This is a genomic window from Streptomyces sp. NPDC059452 (assembly GCF_042750035.1).
In the GTDB taxonomy this organism is placed as follows: domain Bacteria; phylum Actinomycetota; class Actinomycetes; order Streptomycetales; family Streptomycetaceae; genus Streptomyces.
This window is the reverse complement of the sequence record NZ_JBHYVE010000004.1, coordinates 353,490-369,601: the sequence shown is the minus strand read 5'-3', so window position 1 is coordinate 369,601 and position 16,112 is coordinate 353,490. Positions and strand designations below refer to the sequence as shown.

Sequence of the window (16,112 nt, the reverse complement as noted above, 5' to 3'; positions counted from 1 at the left end):
GGAAGGACTTCGGGAAGAACTTCGGGAAGGACCTTCGAGAGGATTACTAAGGCTTGGCTAAGTGCGGGCTCAGTCTAGGCGGCGGGATTTCGCGGGAGACGGCGGTGGGCCGGTCCGCCGACGCCGTCGGCACAATGGCCCTCATGGCTTCCACGGTTCCCACGACTTCCACGGCTTCCACGGCTTCCACGACGCAGCGCCCCCACCCCGCCCCCCTCACGGTCGGCTTCGACCTCGACATGACGCTCATCGACTCCCGGGCCGGTATCGCCGCCACCTACCGGGCCCTGTCCGCCGAGACCGGGGTGCACATCGACGACGCCCTGGTGGTGAGCCGGATCGGTCCGCCGCTGGAGGAGGAGCTCGCGCACTGGTTCCCGGCCGGTGAGGTGGCCGCCGCGGGCGACCGCTACCGGGAGCTGTACCCGGACCACGCGATAGCCCCGGCCACGGCCCTCGCCGGGGCGCGGGATTCGGTGGCCGAGGTGCGGGCGCTCGGCGGGCGGGCGATCGTCGTCACGGCGAAGTACGAGCCGAACGCGAAGCTCCACCTGGCCCACCTCGGCATCGAGCCGGACGCGGTGATCGGCCGGCTCTGGGCGGAGGCCAAGGGCGAGGCGCTGCGGGAGCACGAGGCGCAGGTCTACGTGGGCGACCACGTGGGGGACGTCCGAGGGGCCCGCGCGGCCGGAGCGCTGTCGGTCGCCGTGACGACGGGCCCGTGCGACGCGGAGGAGCTGCGGGCGGCGGGCGCGGATGTGGTGCTGACGGACCTGACGGAGTTCCCGGCCTGGCTGCGGGCGTACGAGGCGGCCCGCGCGGCGGCCTGAGTGCTCCGGGTCCGCGGCGGCCTGAGTGCTCCGGGTCCGCGGGGGCCTGAGGGCTCCGGGGGGGCTGGTTACGCCTCCTCGGTCCCCTGGCCCACCCGGTCGATCACCCAGTCCAGGCCGTGCGGCCCGGGATCGTACGAGGGTGCCTGCCGCCACACGCGGCTGAAGCCGTCGACGAGGGCGGAACGGGCGTCGGCGCCTTCGGGCAGCCGGGAGCGCAGCAGCTCCAGCAGGAGCGGGGCGAGCAGATCGTAGAGCTCGCCGAGCGCGTCCCGGCTGCCGTGCGCGATCTGTACGAGGAGGTCGTCGACGCGCTCCGCGACCCTGCCGGGCGCGGCGCAGACCGCACCCCGACCGTCGGCGGAGGCAAGGTCGGCGTCGGTGTGGACCGGAAGGGCATGCCCTGCGTGCTTCACACGGCAGAGCCTAGCCACCTCCGGGGACCGGCGTGATCCGGACGGAAGATCCTCGGACCCCTCGGGATCCTCAGGTGCGGCTCGCGGCCCGCTTCGGCGAGCTGAGCCAGACCGAGCGCACGACGCCCACCCCGGCGATCAGGAAGCCGACACCCATGAACATGCAGACCCCGTACGCGACCGGAGGGAACGGTTCCGTGCCGAGGAAGAGCGGGGCCACCGTGACGAGCGTGGCCAGCGCGCCGACGAAAAAGACGATCGCGCCGACCTGAACCAGCCGGTCCCCGGCGCCTGAAGGAGTAGTACTCACCCCACCAGGGTAGTTCCCAGCCCTGAGGAACACTCCGGCGACGTCTTGTCACCGGCCGCAGGGCCATTAGCCTGGGACCAAGGCGGGTCACGGTGACCCGCTGTACTGCTATCCGGAGCCGTTGTTCGGTATCGAGTGTTCGGTGTCGGGCACGGCTCTTCCGCACATTGACGAGTACGAGGACGGGGACAGACGTGCCCACCGGCAAGGTGAAGTGGTTCAACAGCGAGAAGGGCTTCGGCTTTCTCTCCCGCGACGACGGCGGCGACGTCTTCGTGCACTCCTCGGTACTCCCTGCCGGGGTCGACGCACTCAAGCCCGGCCAGCGTGTGGAGTTCGGCGTGGTCGCGGGCCAGCGCGGCGACCAGGCCCTGTCCGTGGTGGTCCTCGACCCCACCCCGTCCGTCGCGGCCGCCCAGCGCCGCAAGCCGGACGAGCTGGCGTCGATCGTGCAGGACCTGACGACGGTCCTGGAGAACATCACGCCCCAGCTGGAACGCGGCCGCTACCCGGACAAGGCCGCCGGCGCGAAGATCGCGGGCCTGCTGCGAGCGGTGGCGGACCAGCTGGACGTGTAGCCGTCGGGAGGGCCCCCCGGGAGCAGTCGTCAGGAACGGTTCTCCCCGAGCAGCCCTCAGGAACGGCTCTCCGCGAAGAGCCGGGCCGCCCTCCCGGGGGCGGCCCGCACCGCGTCCCCACGCGTCAGCGGGGCCCGGTCGACACCCGCGAAGAGCGTGGTGAACGGGGTCGCGGTGGTGTGCACCGGTCCGTCCCTCAGCCCTGAGCGGCGGGGAACATCAGTGCGTCCGGGGCGAGGGGCGGTACGAGGCCCTCGGCGGCGGCTCGGGTGAGGAGGCCGCGGATGGCGGCGTAGCCGTCCTCGCCGAGGTCGGCGGTGAACTCGTTCACGTACAGGCCGATGTGCTGGTCCGCGACGGCCGGGTCCATCTCCTGGGCGTGCTCCTGGACGTACGGCCGCGAGACCTCCGGGTGGTCCCAGGCCAGCCGGACCGAGCTGCGGATCGAGTCGGCCAGGCGGCGCAGGGTCTCCTCGCCCAGGGACCGCTTGGCGATGATCGCGCCGAGGGGGATCGGGAGGCCGGTGGTGTCCTCCCAGTGGCGTCCCATGTCGGCCAGGTTGTGCAGCCCGAAGGTGTGGTACGTGAACCGGGCCTCGTGGATGACGAGACCGGCGTCCACCTTGCCGTCCCGTACCGCCGGCATGATCTCGTCGAACGGCATCACGACGACCTCGCCGACCCCGCCCGGGACCATCTCCGCCGCCCAGAGCCGGAACAGCAGGTACGCCGTCGAGCGCTCGCTCGGCACGGCCACCGTCCGGCCCGTCAGGTCCAGGCCCAGCTCCTTGGTGAGGACCAGCGGACCGCAGCCCCGGCCCAGCGCCCCGCCGCACGGCAGGAGCGCGTACTCGTCGAGCACCCAGGGCAGGACCGCGTACGAGACCTTCAGGACGTCCAGCTCGCCGCGCTCGGCCATGCCGTTGGTGAGGTCGATGTCCGCGAACGTCACGTCCAGGGCGGGCGCGCCGGGGACCCGGCCGTGGGCCCAGGCGTCGAAGACGAAGGTGTCGTTGGGGCAGGGCGAGAAGGCGATCTCGATCGGGGTTTCGGCCGGGTTCCCGGCCGGGTCCGGGTGCGCGTCAGTGGTCATGCCGGTGCCAACCTTCCAGTACGGGTGCCGTCTTCCCGAACGCCTCCGTGAGCGCTGCCAGCGCGTCGCCGATGCGCCAGGCCGCCCGGTCGCGGGGGCCGACGGTGTTGGAGACCGCCCGCAGCTCCAGTACGGGCACCCCGGCCCGCCCGGCCGCCTCCGCGACCCCGAACCCCTCCATCGCCTCGGCCAGCGCCCCGGGGTGCGCGGCGAGCAGGGCGGCGGTGCGGGCGGCGGTGCCGGTCACGGTGGAGACGGTGAGGACGGGGCCGGGCGCGGCGCCGGTCGCCGCCGCCACCTCCCGTACCAGCGCGGGCGGCGGGGTGAAGCGGTCCCGGCCGAAGCCGAGCGCGGTGACCGGCAGGAAGCCGTCCGGGGTCTCGGCGCCCAGGTCCGCGGCGACGATCTCGCTCGCCACGACGAGCGAGCCGAGCGGGGCGGCGGGGGCGAACCCGCCACCGATCCCGGCGGAGACGACGAGCCCGTACGACTGTGAAGCCGAAGCCGAAGCCGAAGCCGATGCCAGGGCGAAAGCCGTCGCCGCCGCTGCTGCCGCCGGGCCCGCGCCGCCTGCCAGGACGTCGAACGCGCCGCTGCGGTGCAGCTCGGTCCCCGGCAGGGTGAGGGTTTCGGCGGCGCCCCCGAACGCACGCGTGACCGCGTCCCGTTCCACCGGGACAGCGGTCACGACGAGCACACGCACAGGGAGAGCCTCAGGGCCTCGGAGGGAAAACCGTGGAGACGGTGGGGACGGGGGTCCGGACGGTCAGGACTTCCTCTTGAGCTCGAACTGCCAGACGCCGGTGAGCTTCTTGCCGCTGGTCTCCACGATGGAGACGTTCGTCTTGCTGGCGGGCTCGCCGGTCTGGCTGGCGAAGAAGGCGCTGGCGGGGATCGTCCGGTAGGTCTTCTTGAACGGCTCCGGCTCGGCCCGCTGGCCGTTGATGAAGAGCGTCCAGCCGTTCTCGGCGATCTCGGGGTCGACGCCGAAGCGGACCTTGTCGTCCATCGAGGCCTCGATGGTCTTCTCGGCCTTCTTGTTGAGGCAGCCCTGGATCAGCGACTCCTTGATCCCCTCACCGTGCTCGTAGCAGACGGCCTCGGTGTTCACCGAGTCGGTGCCGACCGTCACGGTGGCGAGCGGGGTCGGCTTGTCGCAGGCGGACAGGACAAGGAGTCCCGCGGACACGGCACCAAGAGCGACGCCGATTCGACGGCCCTTACCGGAGAAGAACGCAACGGTCATGGGCCGAAGGCTATCGGTCCCCTCCGCTCACGCCACGCGGGGGTGCGGCGTGCCGCGCCGCGCGGCCCCCAGGAGGCCCCGTACGGACGTGGCCGCGCCGAGGGCGAGGATGCCCGCGGCGACCGACATGCCGAGCACCGCGTTGAGCGGCAGCGCGATCCCGATACCGCCGCCGACCACCCACGCCATCTGGAGCAAGGTCTCGGACCGGGCGAAGGCGGAGGTGCGGACCTCCTCGGGGACGTCCCGCTGGATCATCGCGTCCAGCGACAGCTTGGAGAGGGCCTGGGTGAACCCGGCGACCGCGCCGAGCGCGGCGACCAGCGCGGTGGAGAAGAACACCGCGGCCAGCACCGCCGTACCCAGGGCCAGCCCCAGCACCGTCGCGATGATCAACTCGGGCCCGCGCGCCCGGAGCCAGGCGCCCACCGCCGTACCGCAGGCGTTGCCGACCCCCGCCGACACGCCGACGATGGCGAGCGAGACCGCCGCGCTCTGGCCCGCCATCGGGTGCTCGCGCAGCAGGAACGCCAGGAAGAAGATCAGGAAGCCGGAGAGGGCCCGGTGCGAGGCGTTGGCCTGGAGGCCGTGGAGCACCGACCCGCCGACGGACCGGAGACCGGGCGGGCGCTCCTTGGCCGGTTTCTCCCCGTTGGCCTTGGCCTTCTTCCTGCTGCCCGTGGTGCCGTTCGGGCGCGGGGCGGGGCGCTGTACGGGGCGGGGTACGGGGGGCTCGCCGTGCGGGTCGATCAGGCGGGCCCGGCGCTCGCCCTTGGCGGAGTCGACCTTGTGCGGCAGCGTGAAGGCGAGGAAGGTGCCCAGGATGAAGATCGCGCAGGCGCCGTAGAGCGGCCAGGCGGAGCCGATGGTCTGGAGGCCGGCCCCGATCGGGGCCGCCACCCCCGTGGCGAGCAGTCCCGCCAGGGTGACCCGGGAGTTGGCTTTGACCAGGGAGAACTTGGGTGGCAGCAGCCGTGGCACGACCGCGCTGCGCACCACCCCGTACGCCTTCGAGGAGACCAGCACCCCCAGCGCGGCCGGATACAGCTCAAGCCCGCCGGTGGCCACCGCCCCCGACATGGTGAGCGCCAGCAGGGCGCGGGCCAGCATCGCGCCCGCCATCGCGGCCCGGCGGCCGTGCGGCAGCCGGTCCAGCAGCGGGCCGATCACCGGGGCGAGCAGGGTGAAGGGGGCCATGGTGATGGCGAGGTAGAGCGCGACGCGCCCGCGCGCCTCGTCCGTGGGCACGGAGAAGAAGACCGTGGAGGCGAGGGCGACGGTGATCATGACGTCACCCGCGCCGTTCACCGCGTGCAGCTCGATGAGTTTGCCGAGGCCGGACTCCCCGGCTCCATGGGCGTGCGTCGCCTTGCGGATGCCCCGCGCCGTGCCGGTGAACGGGGTGCGCAGGGCACGGCCCGCCGCCCGTCCCGCCCTGCGGAACGGGCCGGGACCGTCGTGCGACCTGGCGGCAGTCACCCCGTCATAGTGCCCCAACCCTGGCCGGTATGAACGGTGATCGGCCGGGGACTCGCGCGTGACGCTCTGTCGGACCAGCGCCGGAGCCGTGCGCGGGGCGGCGCCCGCCCGATGCCCGCCCGGCACCCGCCCGATGCCCGCCCCGATGCCCGCCCCGGCGCCCGCCCGGCGCCGGAGCTGTGCGGGAGCCGTGCCGGGGAGGGTGGGGCCGGGAGGACGGATACGGCACGTTTGGGACGGGCAGGTGGGCGCGGAGCGGCGGAGAGGGTAGCGTGCGTAACGCGCCACCGGCGGTTGTTCTTGGCCGCGCGCCTCTCCGCGATCCCGCAGAATGGGTGGCAGAAGGCGCGCCCGAGGCAGGCACAACGGGTGTGGACGTCGACGCGGCCCCCAGGTCCGCTCCGCCCGCAACTGTCTGGCCGAAAACGGCAATCGTGCAGCAGCTGGCGCGCTCGTGAGACTGGCGTATGGAGAGAAGCGAGACCTGTGAGTGCTGCGACGACGCGAAGCCGTACGGCCCGTACCGCCCGTACCCCCGTTCCCGACCGTCTGTGTGCCGAGGCGGTAGGCCTCGCGCGCGCGGCGGCGGAGGAAGCCGCCGCGCCCGGCGTGGTCGGTGAGCATGTCGGTGTGGTCTCCGAGGGGGACCGCGTCGTCACGCACTACTTCGAGTCCAAGGAACCCGGCTACCGGGGCTGGCGCTGGGCCGTGACCGTCGCGCGGGCCTCCCGCGCGAAGAACGTCACCCTGGACGAAACGGTGCTGCTGCCGGGGGCCGACGCGCTTCTGGCCCCGGAGTGGGTGCCGTGGAGCGAGCGGCTGCGCCCGGGCGACATGGGCCCCGGCGACCTGCTGCCGACCGAGGCGGAGGACCTGCGCCTGGAGCCGGGCTGGACCGGTGAGGACGAGCCGCCGCCGAACTCGATCGTCTCCGATGAGCTGGCCGAGCTCGTCGACTCGGAGGACGCGGAGCTGACGGACCGGCCGGTGGCCGCCACCAGCCGTGGCTCCATCGCCGCGGTGGCCGACGAGCTGGGTACGCGGCGGGCGCGGGTGCTGTCGCGGTACGGGCTGTACGAGGCGGCCGACCGCTGGGACGAGGCGTTCGGCCCGAAGACCCCGATGGCGCAGGCGGCCCCGGCCACGTGTGTGAGCTGTGCGTTCCTGATCCCGATGGCGGGCTCGCTGAAGCAGGCGTTCGGGGTGTGCGCGAACGAGTTCGGCCCGGCGGACGGTCATGTGGTGTCGCTGGCGTACGGGTGCGGGGGGCACTCGGAGGCGGCGGTGATGCCGAAGCCGGTGCGGCCGGCGGAGCATGCGCTGGACACGATGCGGGTGGACGAGTACGCGCTTCGTCCCGGGCGCGGGGGTGGCTCGGTGCCGTCCGAGGCCGACGGCGCGTCGGAGGACCTGGGCCACTCGTAGGGCCCGTCTGCGGCCCGGGGGCGGCCAGCCCCGGCCAGCCCCGGCCCGTGGGGCGGTGACCCACTCCAGCCCGTCCGGCGTTTGAGGACGGAACCGTCGGCGTGGGTGTGGGTCGCCTACGCGGGGTGCTGTGCCCCAGGGCCCTGATTCGTGCACGCCCACCCAGGCAAGGGTTCCGTCCTCAAACGCCGGACGGGCTGGGTAGGGCCCCGGACGGGGTGGGTGTGGGCTGGGGGTCCGGTCCGTGTGCGCGGTACCTTCGGGCGCACACTGGGCGGCAGGCACAGGCACTGGCACCCACACCACGGCGGACGGAGTCGACAGCGTGAGCATGAATGCGACCGAGGGGGCCGATCCGTTCGGGACGGCACGGCTGCGGCGCGGCGTGCTCGACGCCTGGGGCGCGGGCCCCGCCCGCTTCCGGGAGGACGCCAACGCCGAGGAGGACCTCGCCCTCGGCGGCTACCGCGACCGCCTCGTCGTCGAGCTGGCCCAGAACGCCGCCGACGCCGCCGCCCGCGGAGGCGTCCCCGGCAGGCTCCGCCTCACCCTGCACCCCGCCGCCCCCGGCGACCCGGACGGACGCTGCGTCCTGGTCGCCGCCAACACCGGCGCCCCCCTGGACGCGACCGGCGTCGAGTCCCTGAGCACCCTCCGGGCCTCCGCCAAGCGCGAGGGCCACGAGTCCGCCGTGGGCCGGTTCGGCGTCGGGTTCGCCGCCGTCCTCGCGGTCAGCGACGAACCGGCCGTGCTCGGCCGCCACGGCGGCGTCCGCTGGTCCCTGGCCGAGGCCCGCGAGCTGGCCCGGAACGCGGCCGTCGGCTCCCCCGGCCTCGGCGACGAGCTGCGCCGCCGCGACGGCCACGTACCGCTCCTGCGCCTCCCGCTGCCCGCCGAGGGCACCGCACCCGACGGGTACGACACCGTCGTCGTGCTGCCCCTGCGCGACGGAACCGCCGAGGACCTGGCCGTCCGGCTGCTGGCCGCCGTGGACGACGCGCTGCTGCTGACCCTGCCCGGTCTGGACGAGGTGGTCGTGGAGACCCCGGAGGGCGTACGGACCCTGACCCGCACGGCCCAAGGCCCGTACACGCACATCGACGACTCCGTGAACGGCCTGAACCGCTGGCGTACCGCCTTCCACCACGGCCCGGTCGAGCCCGCCCTCCTCGCCGACCGCCCGGTCGAGGAGCGGCTGCGCCCCCACTGGTCGGTCACCTGGGCGGTCCCCGTCGACGAGGCGGGCGCCCCGCTCCGCCCCCGTACGGCACCGGTCGTCCACGCCCCGACCCCCACCGACGAACCCCTCGGCATCCCCGCCCTCCTCATCGCCTCCCTCCCCCTGGACACGGCCCGCAGGCACCCCGCGCCGGGACCGCTCACGGACTTCCTGGTGGAGCGGGCGGCCGACGCGTACGCGGAGCTGCTGGGCGCCTGGCAGCCGGTGTCGACCGGGACCATCGACCTGGTGCCGGGCCCGCTCGGCAAGGGCGGCCTGGACGGGGCCCTGCGCGGCGCGATCCTGGCCCGGCTGCCCCGGGTCGCCTTCCTGGAGCCCGCCGCACCCCGGGACCCCGAGGCCGGTCAGAGCTGGGCGGACGACTGGGACCGGGACGGTGACTGGGACCGTACGGAGAACACCAGCGGGACCGCCACCGTCACCGCCGCCCTGCGCCCCGTCGAGGCCGAGGTCGTCGAGGGCGTCGGGGCCGAGACCGTACGGGTCCTCGCCGAGGTGCTGCCCTGTCTGCTGCCCGCAGGCCTGGAGCGCCGCCCCGAACTCCGTACCCTCGGGGTCGCCCGCGTCCCCCTCACCGAGGCCATCGACCGCCTCGCCGGTCTGGAGCGCGACCCCGCCTGGTGGCACCGGCTCTACGGCAGTCTCGCGGGCATCGATCCCGACCGCCTCTCCGGCCTCCCCGTGCCGCTCGCGGGCGACCCGGACGCCGAACAGGCGGGCCGCCCGCCGCGCACCACCATCGGCCCCCGACAGGTGCTGCTGCCCCTCCCGGACGCCCTCACCGGACCCGTGCTCGCCCGCCTCTCCCGGCTCGGCCTCAAGGTCGCCCACCCGGACGCCGCCCACCCGCTGCTGGAGAAGCTCGGCGCCCTCCCCGCCACCCCGCGTGCCGTGCTGACGACCCCTCAAGTGCGGGCGGCCGTCGCCGGATCGATGGACGCGGGCGAGATCTGGGACGAGGACGCGCTCGACGGCGACGAGCTGGCCGAGACCGTCCTCACCCTCGTACGGGACGCCGAGCTGGCCCCCGGCGACGAACCCTGGCTCGGTGCGCTGGCCCTCCCCGACGAGGAGGGTGAGTCCGCCCCGGCAGGTGAACTCGTCTTTCCCGGAAGCCCGTTCGCGCAGATCATGCGGGAAGGTGAACTCGCCCTCGCTGACGAGGAATTGGCCGAGCGCTGGGGCGAGGCGCCCCTCACCGCCTGCGGGGTGCTCGCCACCTTCGCCCTCGTACGGGCCACCGATGTGGTCCTGGACCCGGACGAACTGGAGCCCCGCGACAGCGACTTCGCCGAACCCGACGACGCCGGGCTGCTCGACGCCGTCGACGTCTGGTGCGAGGACCTGCTCGACCAGCTGCCGGAGACCCCGGTGCCGCCGGTCGCGACGGAGATCGTCGCCGTACGGGATCTGGACCTGGTGGACGACGGTGCCTGGCCGCAGGCGCTCGCGATGCTGGCCCGGCCGCCGCTGCGGGACGCGCTGACCCAGCCGGTGCGGGTGCTGCTCCCGGACGGGACGACGCAGTCCGTGCGCCCGTACACCGCCTGGTGGCTGCGCGACCACCCCGTACTGGACGGCCGCCGCCCCGCCGGACTGCGTGCGGCGGGCGGTGACCCGCGCCTGGCCGGGCTGTACGACGCGGTGGACGCCACCGGCTTCGACGACGCCCAGGTGCTGCGGGCCCTCGGGGTGCGCACCTCGGTCGCCGCCCTGCTGGACGAGCCGGGCGGTGCGGCCGAGCTGCTGGGGCGGCTCGCCGACGAGGACCGGCCCGTCACCCCCGTACAGCTGCACGCCCTCTACACGGCCCTCGCCGAACTCGACCCGGACCAGGTGACGTTGCCGGACGAGCTGCGGGCCGTGGTGGACGGGGAGGTGACGGTGGTCGACGCGGCGGACGCCGTGATCGCGGACGCCCCGGACGTGCTGCCGCTGACGGAGGGGCTGCCCCTGCTCCCTGTGGCCCCGTCCCGGGCCGCCGAGCTGGCCGAGCTGCTCCAGGTGCGGCGGCTCGGCGAGACGATCGAGGCGGGTGTGACGAGTGAGGGCGAGGAACACCGCGTACCGGAGTCCGTCCGCGTCCTGCTCGGTCCCGCCACCCCGGACACGTACATCGAGCACCCCGAACTCCGCGCGGGCGGCGTCGAACTGGACTGGCGCCGAACCCCGGACGGCGTCGTCCACGCCGCCACCCTGGAGGGCGTGGCGGCCGGTCTGGCGTGGGCGGCGGGCCAGTGGCCGCGCCGCTTCGAGGTGGCGGCCCTGCTGGAGGACCCGTCGCGTACGGAGGAGCTGGCGCGGGACCGCTGGTTCGACTGACGAGCCCGTAGGACAGGCTCGCCGTTGCGGGCGCCACCCTCCTTCACGGAAAACACATACATGTGTACAACCATTCACGGGCCGGGCGGGTCTGATCAGGCGAGTGAGTGACCGACCTGCCGGTGTCAACCGGCAGCCATCCATAGACCGTTCGGACCGGCCCGCCCTCGTTCGCATCCCGGGGGCAGGGCCCCTTCTCCACGGGGAACACATGCGCATGCGTACGTTTGCGGCCGTCGCCACCGGCGCCCTGGCCGTCACCGCCCTCACCGTTCCGGCCGCCCAGGCCGACGGTCGCTACGGCGACATCACCATCACCAAGGTGACGGTCAACGGCGGCAAGAACGTGGTCATCGGGACCTCGGGCGTCAAGAAGTTCACGGTCGTCCTGACCGCCAAGGACAACTCGGGCATCAAGGATGCCGACATCAGCCTGCGCGGCCCGTCGTTCGGGCTCCTGACGGCGAGCACCACCTGCAAGGGCAACACCTGCACGGCGAAGTTCGTCGTGGACCCGAAGGTCGACCTGCTGTACAACAACGGCTGGGCGGGTACGTGGTACGTCGACGCCTGGGTCAACGCCAAGGACGGCGACTTCATCTGGAAGGAGAAGGCCAAGTCCTTCAAGCTCCAGCGCCTCTCCAAGCTGACCGCGAACGCTTCCCCGGAGCCCGTGAAGAAGGGCAAGACGATCACGGTCACCGGCAAGCTGACGCGTGCCGACTGGGAGACCTTCAAGTACAAGGGTTACGGCAAGCAGCCCGTGAAGCTCCAGTTCAAGAAGAAGGGCGCGAAGACCTACAAGAACATCAAGACCATCAAGTCGAGCTCGGCCGGTGCTCTGAAGACCACGGTGAAGGCGACCGTGGACGGCCACTGGCGCTACAGCTTCTCGGGTACGGCCTCCACCCCGGCCGTCGTCTCCGCCGCCGACTACCTCGATGTGAAGTAGCCCGACGCGCGGTTGCTGCTCGGTCTGCCCGGCCACCCCGGGCCGGCCGGGCAGCGACAGACGCTACCCGCGTCCCCCGCGTCCCCCGTCCCACCCGCGTCCCCCGCGTCACACCATTCACAGGAAAGTCATGAAGTCGTACAACCATTCACGCGTGTCGCCCGTCTGATCTTGCGAGCCAACAGGCTCTGGACCAGATGGGCCCCGCCGGGCTGACAACGCCGCCCCGGGGCCCCTTCTCCACGTGGGGAACATCACATGCGTATTCGTGCCACTGTGGCCGCCGTCTCCGGCGCCCTGGCTTTCTCCGCCCTCGCAGTACCGGCCGCGCAGGCCGATGACATCCGTCCGTCGTCGGCGGACCACGGCTTCACCGCCTTGACGTCCGCGAAGACCTCGAAGGCCACCAAGGCCCCGAAGATCAAGATCACCAAGGCGACCGTCAACGGCGGCAAGCCGATCGTCCTCGGCACCTCGGCGAAGAAGAAGGTGTCCTTCTCCGTCACGGCCTCCGACCCCTCCGGCATCGGCGGCGCCGCCGCGTTCATCTGGGTCGGCAAGAACATGAACAGCGGCTTCGGCTTCGGCCCCGACGAGAAGGGGTTCTCCTGCAAGGCCGCCAACGCGACCACCACCACCTGCAAGGGGACCATCACCGCCAACCCGAAGGAGCTGCTGAACGCCCACGCGACCACCTGGAAGGTCGGTGTGGTGGCGGTGAACATGGAGGGCGAGGAGCTCCAGCGTGACTCCGTCGCCAAGGTGAAGTTGCAGCGCCTCTCCAAGCTGACCGCGAACGCTTCCCCGGAGCCCGTGAAGAAGGGCAAGACGATCACGGTCACCGGCAAGCTCACGCGCGCCAACTGGGAGACCGTGAAGTACCAGGGTTACGGCAAGCAGTCGGTCAAGCTCCAGTTCAAGAAGAAGGGCGCGAAGACCTACAAGAACATCAAGACCATCAAGTCGAGCGCGAACGGCTCCCTGAAGACCACGGTGAAGGCGACCGTGGACGGCCACTGGCGCTACAGCTTCGCCGGTACGGCCTCCACCCCGGCCGTCGTCTCCGCCGCCGACTACCTCGACGTGAAGTAGTTCTGAAGCAGTCGTAGCAGCGGCAGCAGCACCATACGGAAGCCCCCGGGAGGCTCGACCTCCCGGGGGCTTCCGTATGCTCACACGGCCCTGCGCCTACGCTCCGAAGCGCCGGCCCACCAGGCGCCAGCTGAACTCCAGCGCGGCCGCCGCCGCCACCGCGATGGCGACCGCCGCCCACGGCATGGTCGTGCCCACCAGCTTCAGGGCGAAGAACTCCTGGAGCCACGGCACCACGAGCACGATCAGGAACCCGAGCCCCATCGCCGCCACCAGGCCGATGCGCCACCAGGTGTACGGGCGGGCGATGATCGCCAGGACCCACATCGCGACCAGGAACAGCGTCAGCGTCGCCGCGCTGGTCTCGGCCTCCAGCGCGCCGGGACCGGAGTAGTGGTGGCGGGCCAGCAGGTAGGTGGTGAAGGTGGCCGCCGCCGCGATGACGCCCGAGGGGATCGCGTACCGCATCACCCGGCGTACGAAGTGGGGCTGGGCGCGTTCCTTGTTCGGCGCGAGGGCCAGGAAGAACGCGGGGACGCCGATGGTCAGCGTGGCCAGCAGTGTGAGGTGGCGCGGCAGGAACGGGTACTCCACCTGGGTGCAGACCACCAGGATCGCCAGCAGCACGGAGTAGACCGTCTTGGTGAGGAAGAGGGTGGCGACGCGGGTGATGTTGCCGATCACCCGGCGGCCCTCGGCGACGACCGACGGCAGCGTCGCGAAGCTGTTGTTCAGGAGCACGATCTGCGCGACCGCCCGCGTCGCCTCGGAGCCGGAGCCCATCGAGACGCCGATGTCGGCGTCCTTGAGGGCCAGGACGTCGTTGACGCCGTCGCCCGTCATCGCGACCGTGTGACCGCGCGACTGGAGGGCGGCCACCATGTCCCGCTTCTGCTGCGGGGTGACCCGGCCGAAGACCGAGTTCTGCTCCATGGCCGTGGCCATGTCGTCCGGGTCGGTGGGCATCCGGCGGGCGTCGAGGGTGTTCTCGGCGCCCGCGAGGCCCAGCTTCCCGGCGACCGCGCCGACCGAGACCGCGTTGTCGCCGGAGATGACCTTGGTGGCCACGTTCTGCTGGGCGAAGTACTTCAGGGTCTCCGCCGCGTCCGGCCGCAGCCGCTGCTCCAGGACGACGAGGGCGGTGGGTACGTCGCCCTCCGCCGCGTCCGGTGCGTCCAGCTCGCCGCTCGGCACCCGGGCCAGGAGCAGCACCCGCAGGCCCTGCTCGTTGAGGTGCTCGATCTCGTCGAGGGTGGGGTCGCCCTCGGGGAGCAGGACGTCGGGGGCGCCGAGCAGCCAGGCGGAGGAGGTGCCGTCGGCCTCGGTGAACGCCGCGCCGCTGTACTTGCGGGCGGAGGAGAAGGGCATGGCGTCGGTGACCGTCCAGGCGGCCTTCCCGCCGCCACCGTCACCGTCAGCCCTGCCCTTGCCGGCGCCCTTGCCGTCGCCCTTGTCCGCCGGGTACGCGTCGATGATGGCCTGGAGGCTGGCGTTCGGGCGGGGGTCGGAGGAGCCGAGGGAGCGCAGCACCTGGTGGACGTACGCCTCGTCGCTCCCGTTCAGCGGCCGGACCTCCGTGATGTCCATGCCGCCCTCGGTGAGGGTCCCGGTCTTGTCCAGGCAGACCACGTCGACCCGGGCGAGCCCCTCGATGGCGGGGAGCTCCTGAACCAGGCACTGCTTGCGGCCCAGGCGTACGACGCCGATGGCGAAGGCCACCGAGGTCAGCAGGACCAGCCCCTCGGGGATCATCGGGACGATGCCGCCGACGGTCCGGGCGACGGAGTCCTTGAAGTTGTTGTCCTTCACGACGAGCTGGCTGATGATCAGGCCGATCGCCGTCGGGACCATCATCCAGGTGACGTACTTCAGGATCGTGCTGATGCCGCTGCGCAGCTCCGAGTGGACGAGCGTGAAGCGCGACGCCTCCTCGGCGAGCTGGGCGGCGTACGCCTCACGGCCCACCTTGGTCGCGGTGAACGCCCCGCCGCCCGCGACGACGAAGCTGCCGGACATCACCAGGTCACCGGCCCGCTTGAGCACCGGGTCGGCCTCACCGGTCAGCAGCGACTCGTCGATCTCCAGGCTCTCGGCCTCGGCGACCGTGCCGTCCACGACCACCTTGTCGCCGGGGCCGAGCTCGATGACGTCCCCGAGGACGATCTCGTGGGTGGAGATCTCGGCGGTGACCCCGTCGCGCCGCACGGTCGGCTTCGCCTCGCCGATCACCGCGAGGCTGTCCAGGGTCTTCTTGGCCCGCCACTCCTGGATGATGCCGATGCCGGTGTTGGCGACGATCACGAAGCCGAAGAGGCTGTCCTGGATCGGCGCGACGAACAGCATGATCACCCAGAGCACGCCGATGATCAGGTTGAACCGTGTGAAGACGTTGGCCCGAACGATCTCGGTGACCGAGCGTGAGGACCGCACGGGTACGTCGTTGACCTCACCCCGTGCCACCCGTTCGGCGACCTCGGCGGTCGTGAGACCGGTGGCACGGTGGCCGGATGGCGGTAGCTCCATGGGATGCACGGGGTCGAGTTCCGCCCCCGCGTCGATCATGGCCGGCCGGGAGGGTCCGGGGGTCTGCTCCCCGGAGGAATCGAGTGCCCGCTGCGTCATGGTTAGAAGGTACGGGCGCGCGGGACGGATCACCCGCCGGGGGGTCGAAGATCCGACCAGGGGAGGAGCAAGTCGGTCCTGTGGTTGTACGGGGACGGCGAGGTTCCCGTACGGGAGTAGGGGGTCGGCGGCTACGGAGTGCGGCGGCCGATGACCACGGCGTCAGGGGGTCGGCGGCTGCGGCGCGCGGTGGCCGATGACCACGGCGTCAGGAGCCGCCCGTCGCCTCGGCCCCGGCGGCGTCCTTGGCCTCGGCCCGGGCCGCGTGGCGCTTGAGGGCGGCGTCGCGCCCGCGGACGTACCAGATGCCGATCAGCCCGAGTCCGGCTCCGGCCAGCGGGGTCCACACCCACCAGGTGTGCCCGCGGTCGGCGAACCAGCCGTAGAAGGGGAGCTGGGCGAGGAAGAGGACGAACCAGAGGATCGTGCCGCCGACGACGGTGGAGACGACGGGGCCCTCCAGGGGCTCGGGCGCCTCGTGCTTCGGTGTCCACTTCTCCATGCGTT

Annotated in this window: 15 protein-coding genes; 6 read left to right on the top strand and 9 right to left on the bottom strand. The window is 72.5% G+C overall.

What is annotated here, in order from left to right; genetic code table 11:
* Window positions 1-143: 143 nt before the first annotated feature.
* On the top strand, window positions 144-830 hold the full coding sequence (locus ACFW9Z_RS09320) for an HAD family hydrolase (RefSeq protein ID WP_384636736.1): 687 nt from the start codon (window positions 144-146) through the stop codon (window positions 828-830).
* 68 nt (window positions 831-898) lie between these two features.
* Here the strand turns inward: ACFW9Z_RS09320 and ACFW9Z_RS09315 are convergent, their stop codons facing one another.
* A complete protein-coding gene (locus tag ACFW9Z_RS09315; protein WP_384636733.1) occupies window positions 899-1,246 on the bottom strand; it encodes a hypothetical protein in 348 nt (115 codons plus the stop codon).
* A 70-nt stretch (window positions 1,247-1,316) separates the two neighbouring features.
* Complete coding sequence (locus tag ACFW9Z_RS09310) at window positions 1,317-1,556, bottom strand: hypothetical protein (RefSeq protein WP_384636730.1); 240 nt, start codon at window positions 1,554-1,556, stop codon at window positions 1,317-1,319.
* Window positions 1,557-1,750: 194 nt separating this feature from the next.
* Here ACFW9Z_RS09310 and ACFW9Z_RS09305 point away from each other — a divergent pair, with 194 nt between their 5' ends.
* Window positions 1,751-2,134: a cold-shock protein gene (locus ACFW9Z_RS09305; protein WP_006126557.1), complete on the top strand. Its 384-nt coding sequence runs from the start codon at window positions 1,751-1,753 to the stop codon at window positions 2,132-2,134.
* Window positions 2,135-2,190: 56 nt separating this feature from the next.
* Here the strand turns inward: ACFW9Z_RS09305 and ACFW9Z_RS09300 are convergent, their stop codons facing one another.
* The 5 genes from ACFW9Z_RS09300 to ACFW9Z_RS09280 form a co-directional block, all read right to left on the bottom strand.
* The gene (locus ACFW9Z_RS09300; RefSeq protein ID WP_384636727.1) at window positions 2,191-2,319 is read right to left on the bottom strand and encodes a hypothetical protein; all 129 of its coding nucleotides are present in this window, start codon (window positions 2,317-2,319) and stop codon (window positions 2,191-2,193) included.
* Window positions 2,320-2,330: 11 nt separating this feature from the next.
* Window positions 2,331-3,227 carry a 1,4-dihydroxy-6-naphthoate synthase gene (locus tag ACFW9Z_RS09295; RefSeq protein WP_384636724.1) on the bottom strand — a complete coding sequence of 299 codons (897 nt, stop codon included), beginning with the start codon at window positions 3,225-3,227 and terminating at the stop codon, window positions 2,331-2,333.
* Window positions 3,217-3,930 carry a futalosine hydrolase gene (locus ACFW9Z_RS09290; protein ID WP_384636721.1) on the bottom strand — a complete coding sequence of 238 codons (714 nt, stop codon included), beginning with the start codon at window positions 3,928-3,930 and terminating at the stop codon, window positions 3,217-3,219. Before ACFW9Z_RS09290 ends, ACFW9Z_RS09295 begins: the two co-directional genes overlap by 11 nt.
* A 63-nt stretch (window positions 3,931-3,993) precedes the next feature.
* A complete protein-coding gene (locus ACFW9Z_RS09285; RefSeq protein WP_384636718.1) occupies window positions 3,994-4,473 on the bottom strand; it encodes a DUF2771 domain-containing protein in 480 nt (159 codons plus the stop codon).
* A 27-nt stretch (window positions 4,474-4,500) separates the two neighbouring features.
* Window positions 4,501-5,952, bottom strand: a complete 1,452-nt coding sequence (locus ACFW9Z_RS09280; protein ID WP_384636716.1) for an MFS transporter — start codon at window positions 5,950-5,952, stop codon at window positions 4,501-4,503.
* Window positions 5,953-6,438: 486 nt separating this feature from the next.
* Between ACFW9Z_RS09280 and ACFW9Z_RS09275 the strand changes: the two genes are divergently transcribed.
* The 4 genes from ACFW9Z_RS09275 (at window position 6,439) to ACFW9Z_RS09260 (ending at window position 12,983) form a co-directional block, all read left to right on the top strand.
* Window positions 6,439-7,377, top strand: coding sequence for a DUF3027 domain-containing protein (locus ACFW9Z_RS09275; protein WP_384636713.1), 939 nt, complete (start codon window positions 6,439-6,441; stop codon window positions 7,375-7,377).
* A 331-nt stretch (window positions 7,378-7,708) separates the two neighbouring features.
* Complete coding sequence (locus ACFW9Z_RS09270; RefSeq protein WP_384636840.1) at window positions 7,709-10,939, top strand: sacsin N-terminal ATP-binding-like domain-containing protein; 3,231 nt, start codon at window positions 7,709-7,711, stop codon at window positions 10,937-10,939.
* Window positions 10,940-11,150: 211 nt separating this feature from the next.
* Window positions 11,151-11,891, top strand: a complete 741-nt coding sequence (locus ACFW9Z_RS09265) for a calcium-binding protein (RefSeq protein ID WP_384636710.1) — start codon at window positions 11,151-11,153, stop codon at window positions 11,889-11,891.
* A 258-nt stretch (window positions 11,892-12,149) separates the two neighbouring features.
* Window positions 12,150-12,983: a DUF5707 domain-containing protein gene (locus ACFW9Z_RS09260; RefSeq protein ID WP_384636707.1), complete on the top strand. Its 834-nt coding sequence runs from the start codon at window positions 12,150-12,152 to the stop codon at window positions 12,981-12,983.
* 96 nt (window positions 12,984-13,079) lie between these two features.
* Here ACFW9Z_RS09260 and ACFW9Z_RS09255 read toward each other — a convergent pair whose 3' ends face one another.
* Together ACFW9Z_RS09255 and ACFW9Z_RS09250 are read right to left on the bottom strand one after the other, a co-directional pair.
* Entirely contained in the window at window positions 13,080-15,605 is a 2,526-nt protein-coding gene (locus tag ACFW9Z_RS09255; RefSeq protein ID WP_384636704.1) for an HAD-IC family P-type ATPase, read from the bottom strand.
* A gap of 208 nt (window positions 15,606-15,813) precedes the next feature.
* Window positions 15,814-16,107, bottom strand: a complete 294-nt coding sequence (locus tag ACFW9Z_RS09250; RefSeq protein ID WP_384636701.1) for a DUF2530 domain-containing protein — start codon at window positions 16,105-16,107, stop codon at window positions 15,814-15,816.
* Window positions 16,108-16,112: the final 5 nt, after the last annotated feature.

What these genes read in the sequence shown, in the direction of transcription:
- ACFW9Z_RS09320 (WP_384636736.1), top strand. Translation starts at nt 144, where the DNA reads ATGGCTTCCACGGTTCCCACGACTTCCACGGCTTCCACGGCTTCCACG.
- ACFW9Z_RS09295 (WP_384636724.1), bottom strand. Translation starts at nt 3,227, where the DNA reads ATGACCACTGACGCGCACCCGGACCCGGCCGGGAACCCGGCCGAAACC.
- ACFW9Z_RS09285 (WP_384636718.1), bottom strand. Translation starts at nt 4,473, where the DNA reads ATGACCGTTGCGTTCTTCTCCGGTAAGGGCCGTCGAATCGGCGTCGCT.
- ACFW9Z_RS09270 (WP_384636840.1), top strand. Translation starts at nt 7,709, where the DNA reads ATGAATGCGACCGAGGGGGCCGATCCGTTCGGGACGGCACGGCTGCGG.
- ACFW9Z_RS09265 (WP_384636710.1), top strand. Translation starts at nt 11,151, where the DNA reads ATGCGCATGCGTACGTTTGCGGCCGTCGCCACCGGCGCCCTGGCCGTC.
- ACFW9Z_RS09260 (WP_384636707.1), top strand. Translation starts at nt 12,150, where the DNA reads ATGCGTATTCGTGCCACTGTGGCCGCCGTCTCCGGCGCCCTGGCTTTC.
- ACFW9Z_RS09255 (WP_384636704.1), bottom strand. Translation starts at nt 15,605, where the DNA reads ATGACGCAGCGGGCACTCGATTCCTCCGGGGAGCAGACCCCCGGACCC.
- ACFW9Z_RS09250 (WP_384636701.1), bottom strand. Translation starts at nt 16,107, where the DNA reads ATGGAGAAGTGGACACCGAAGCACGAGGCGCCCGAGCCCCTGGAGGGC.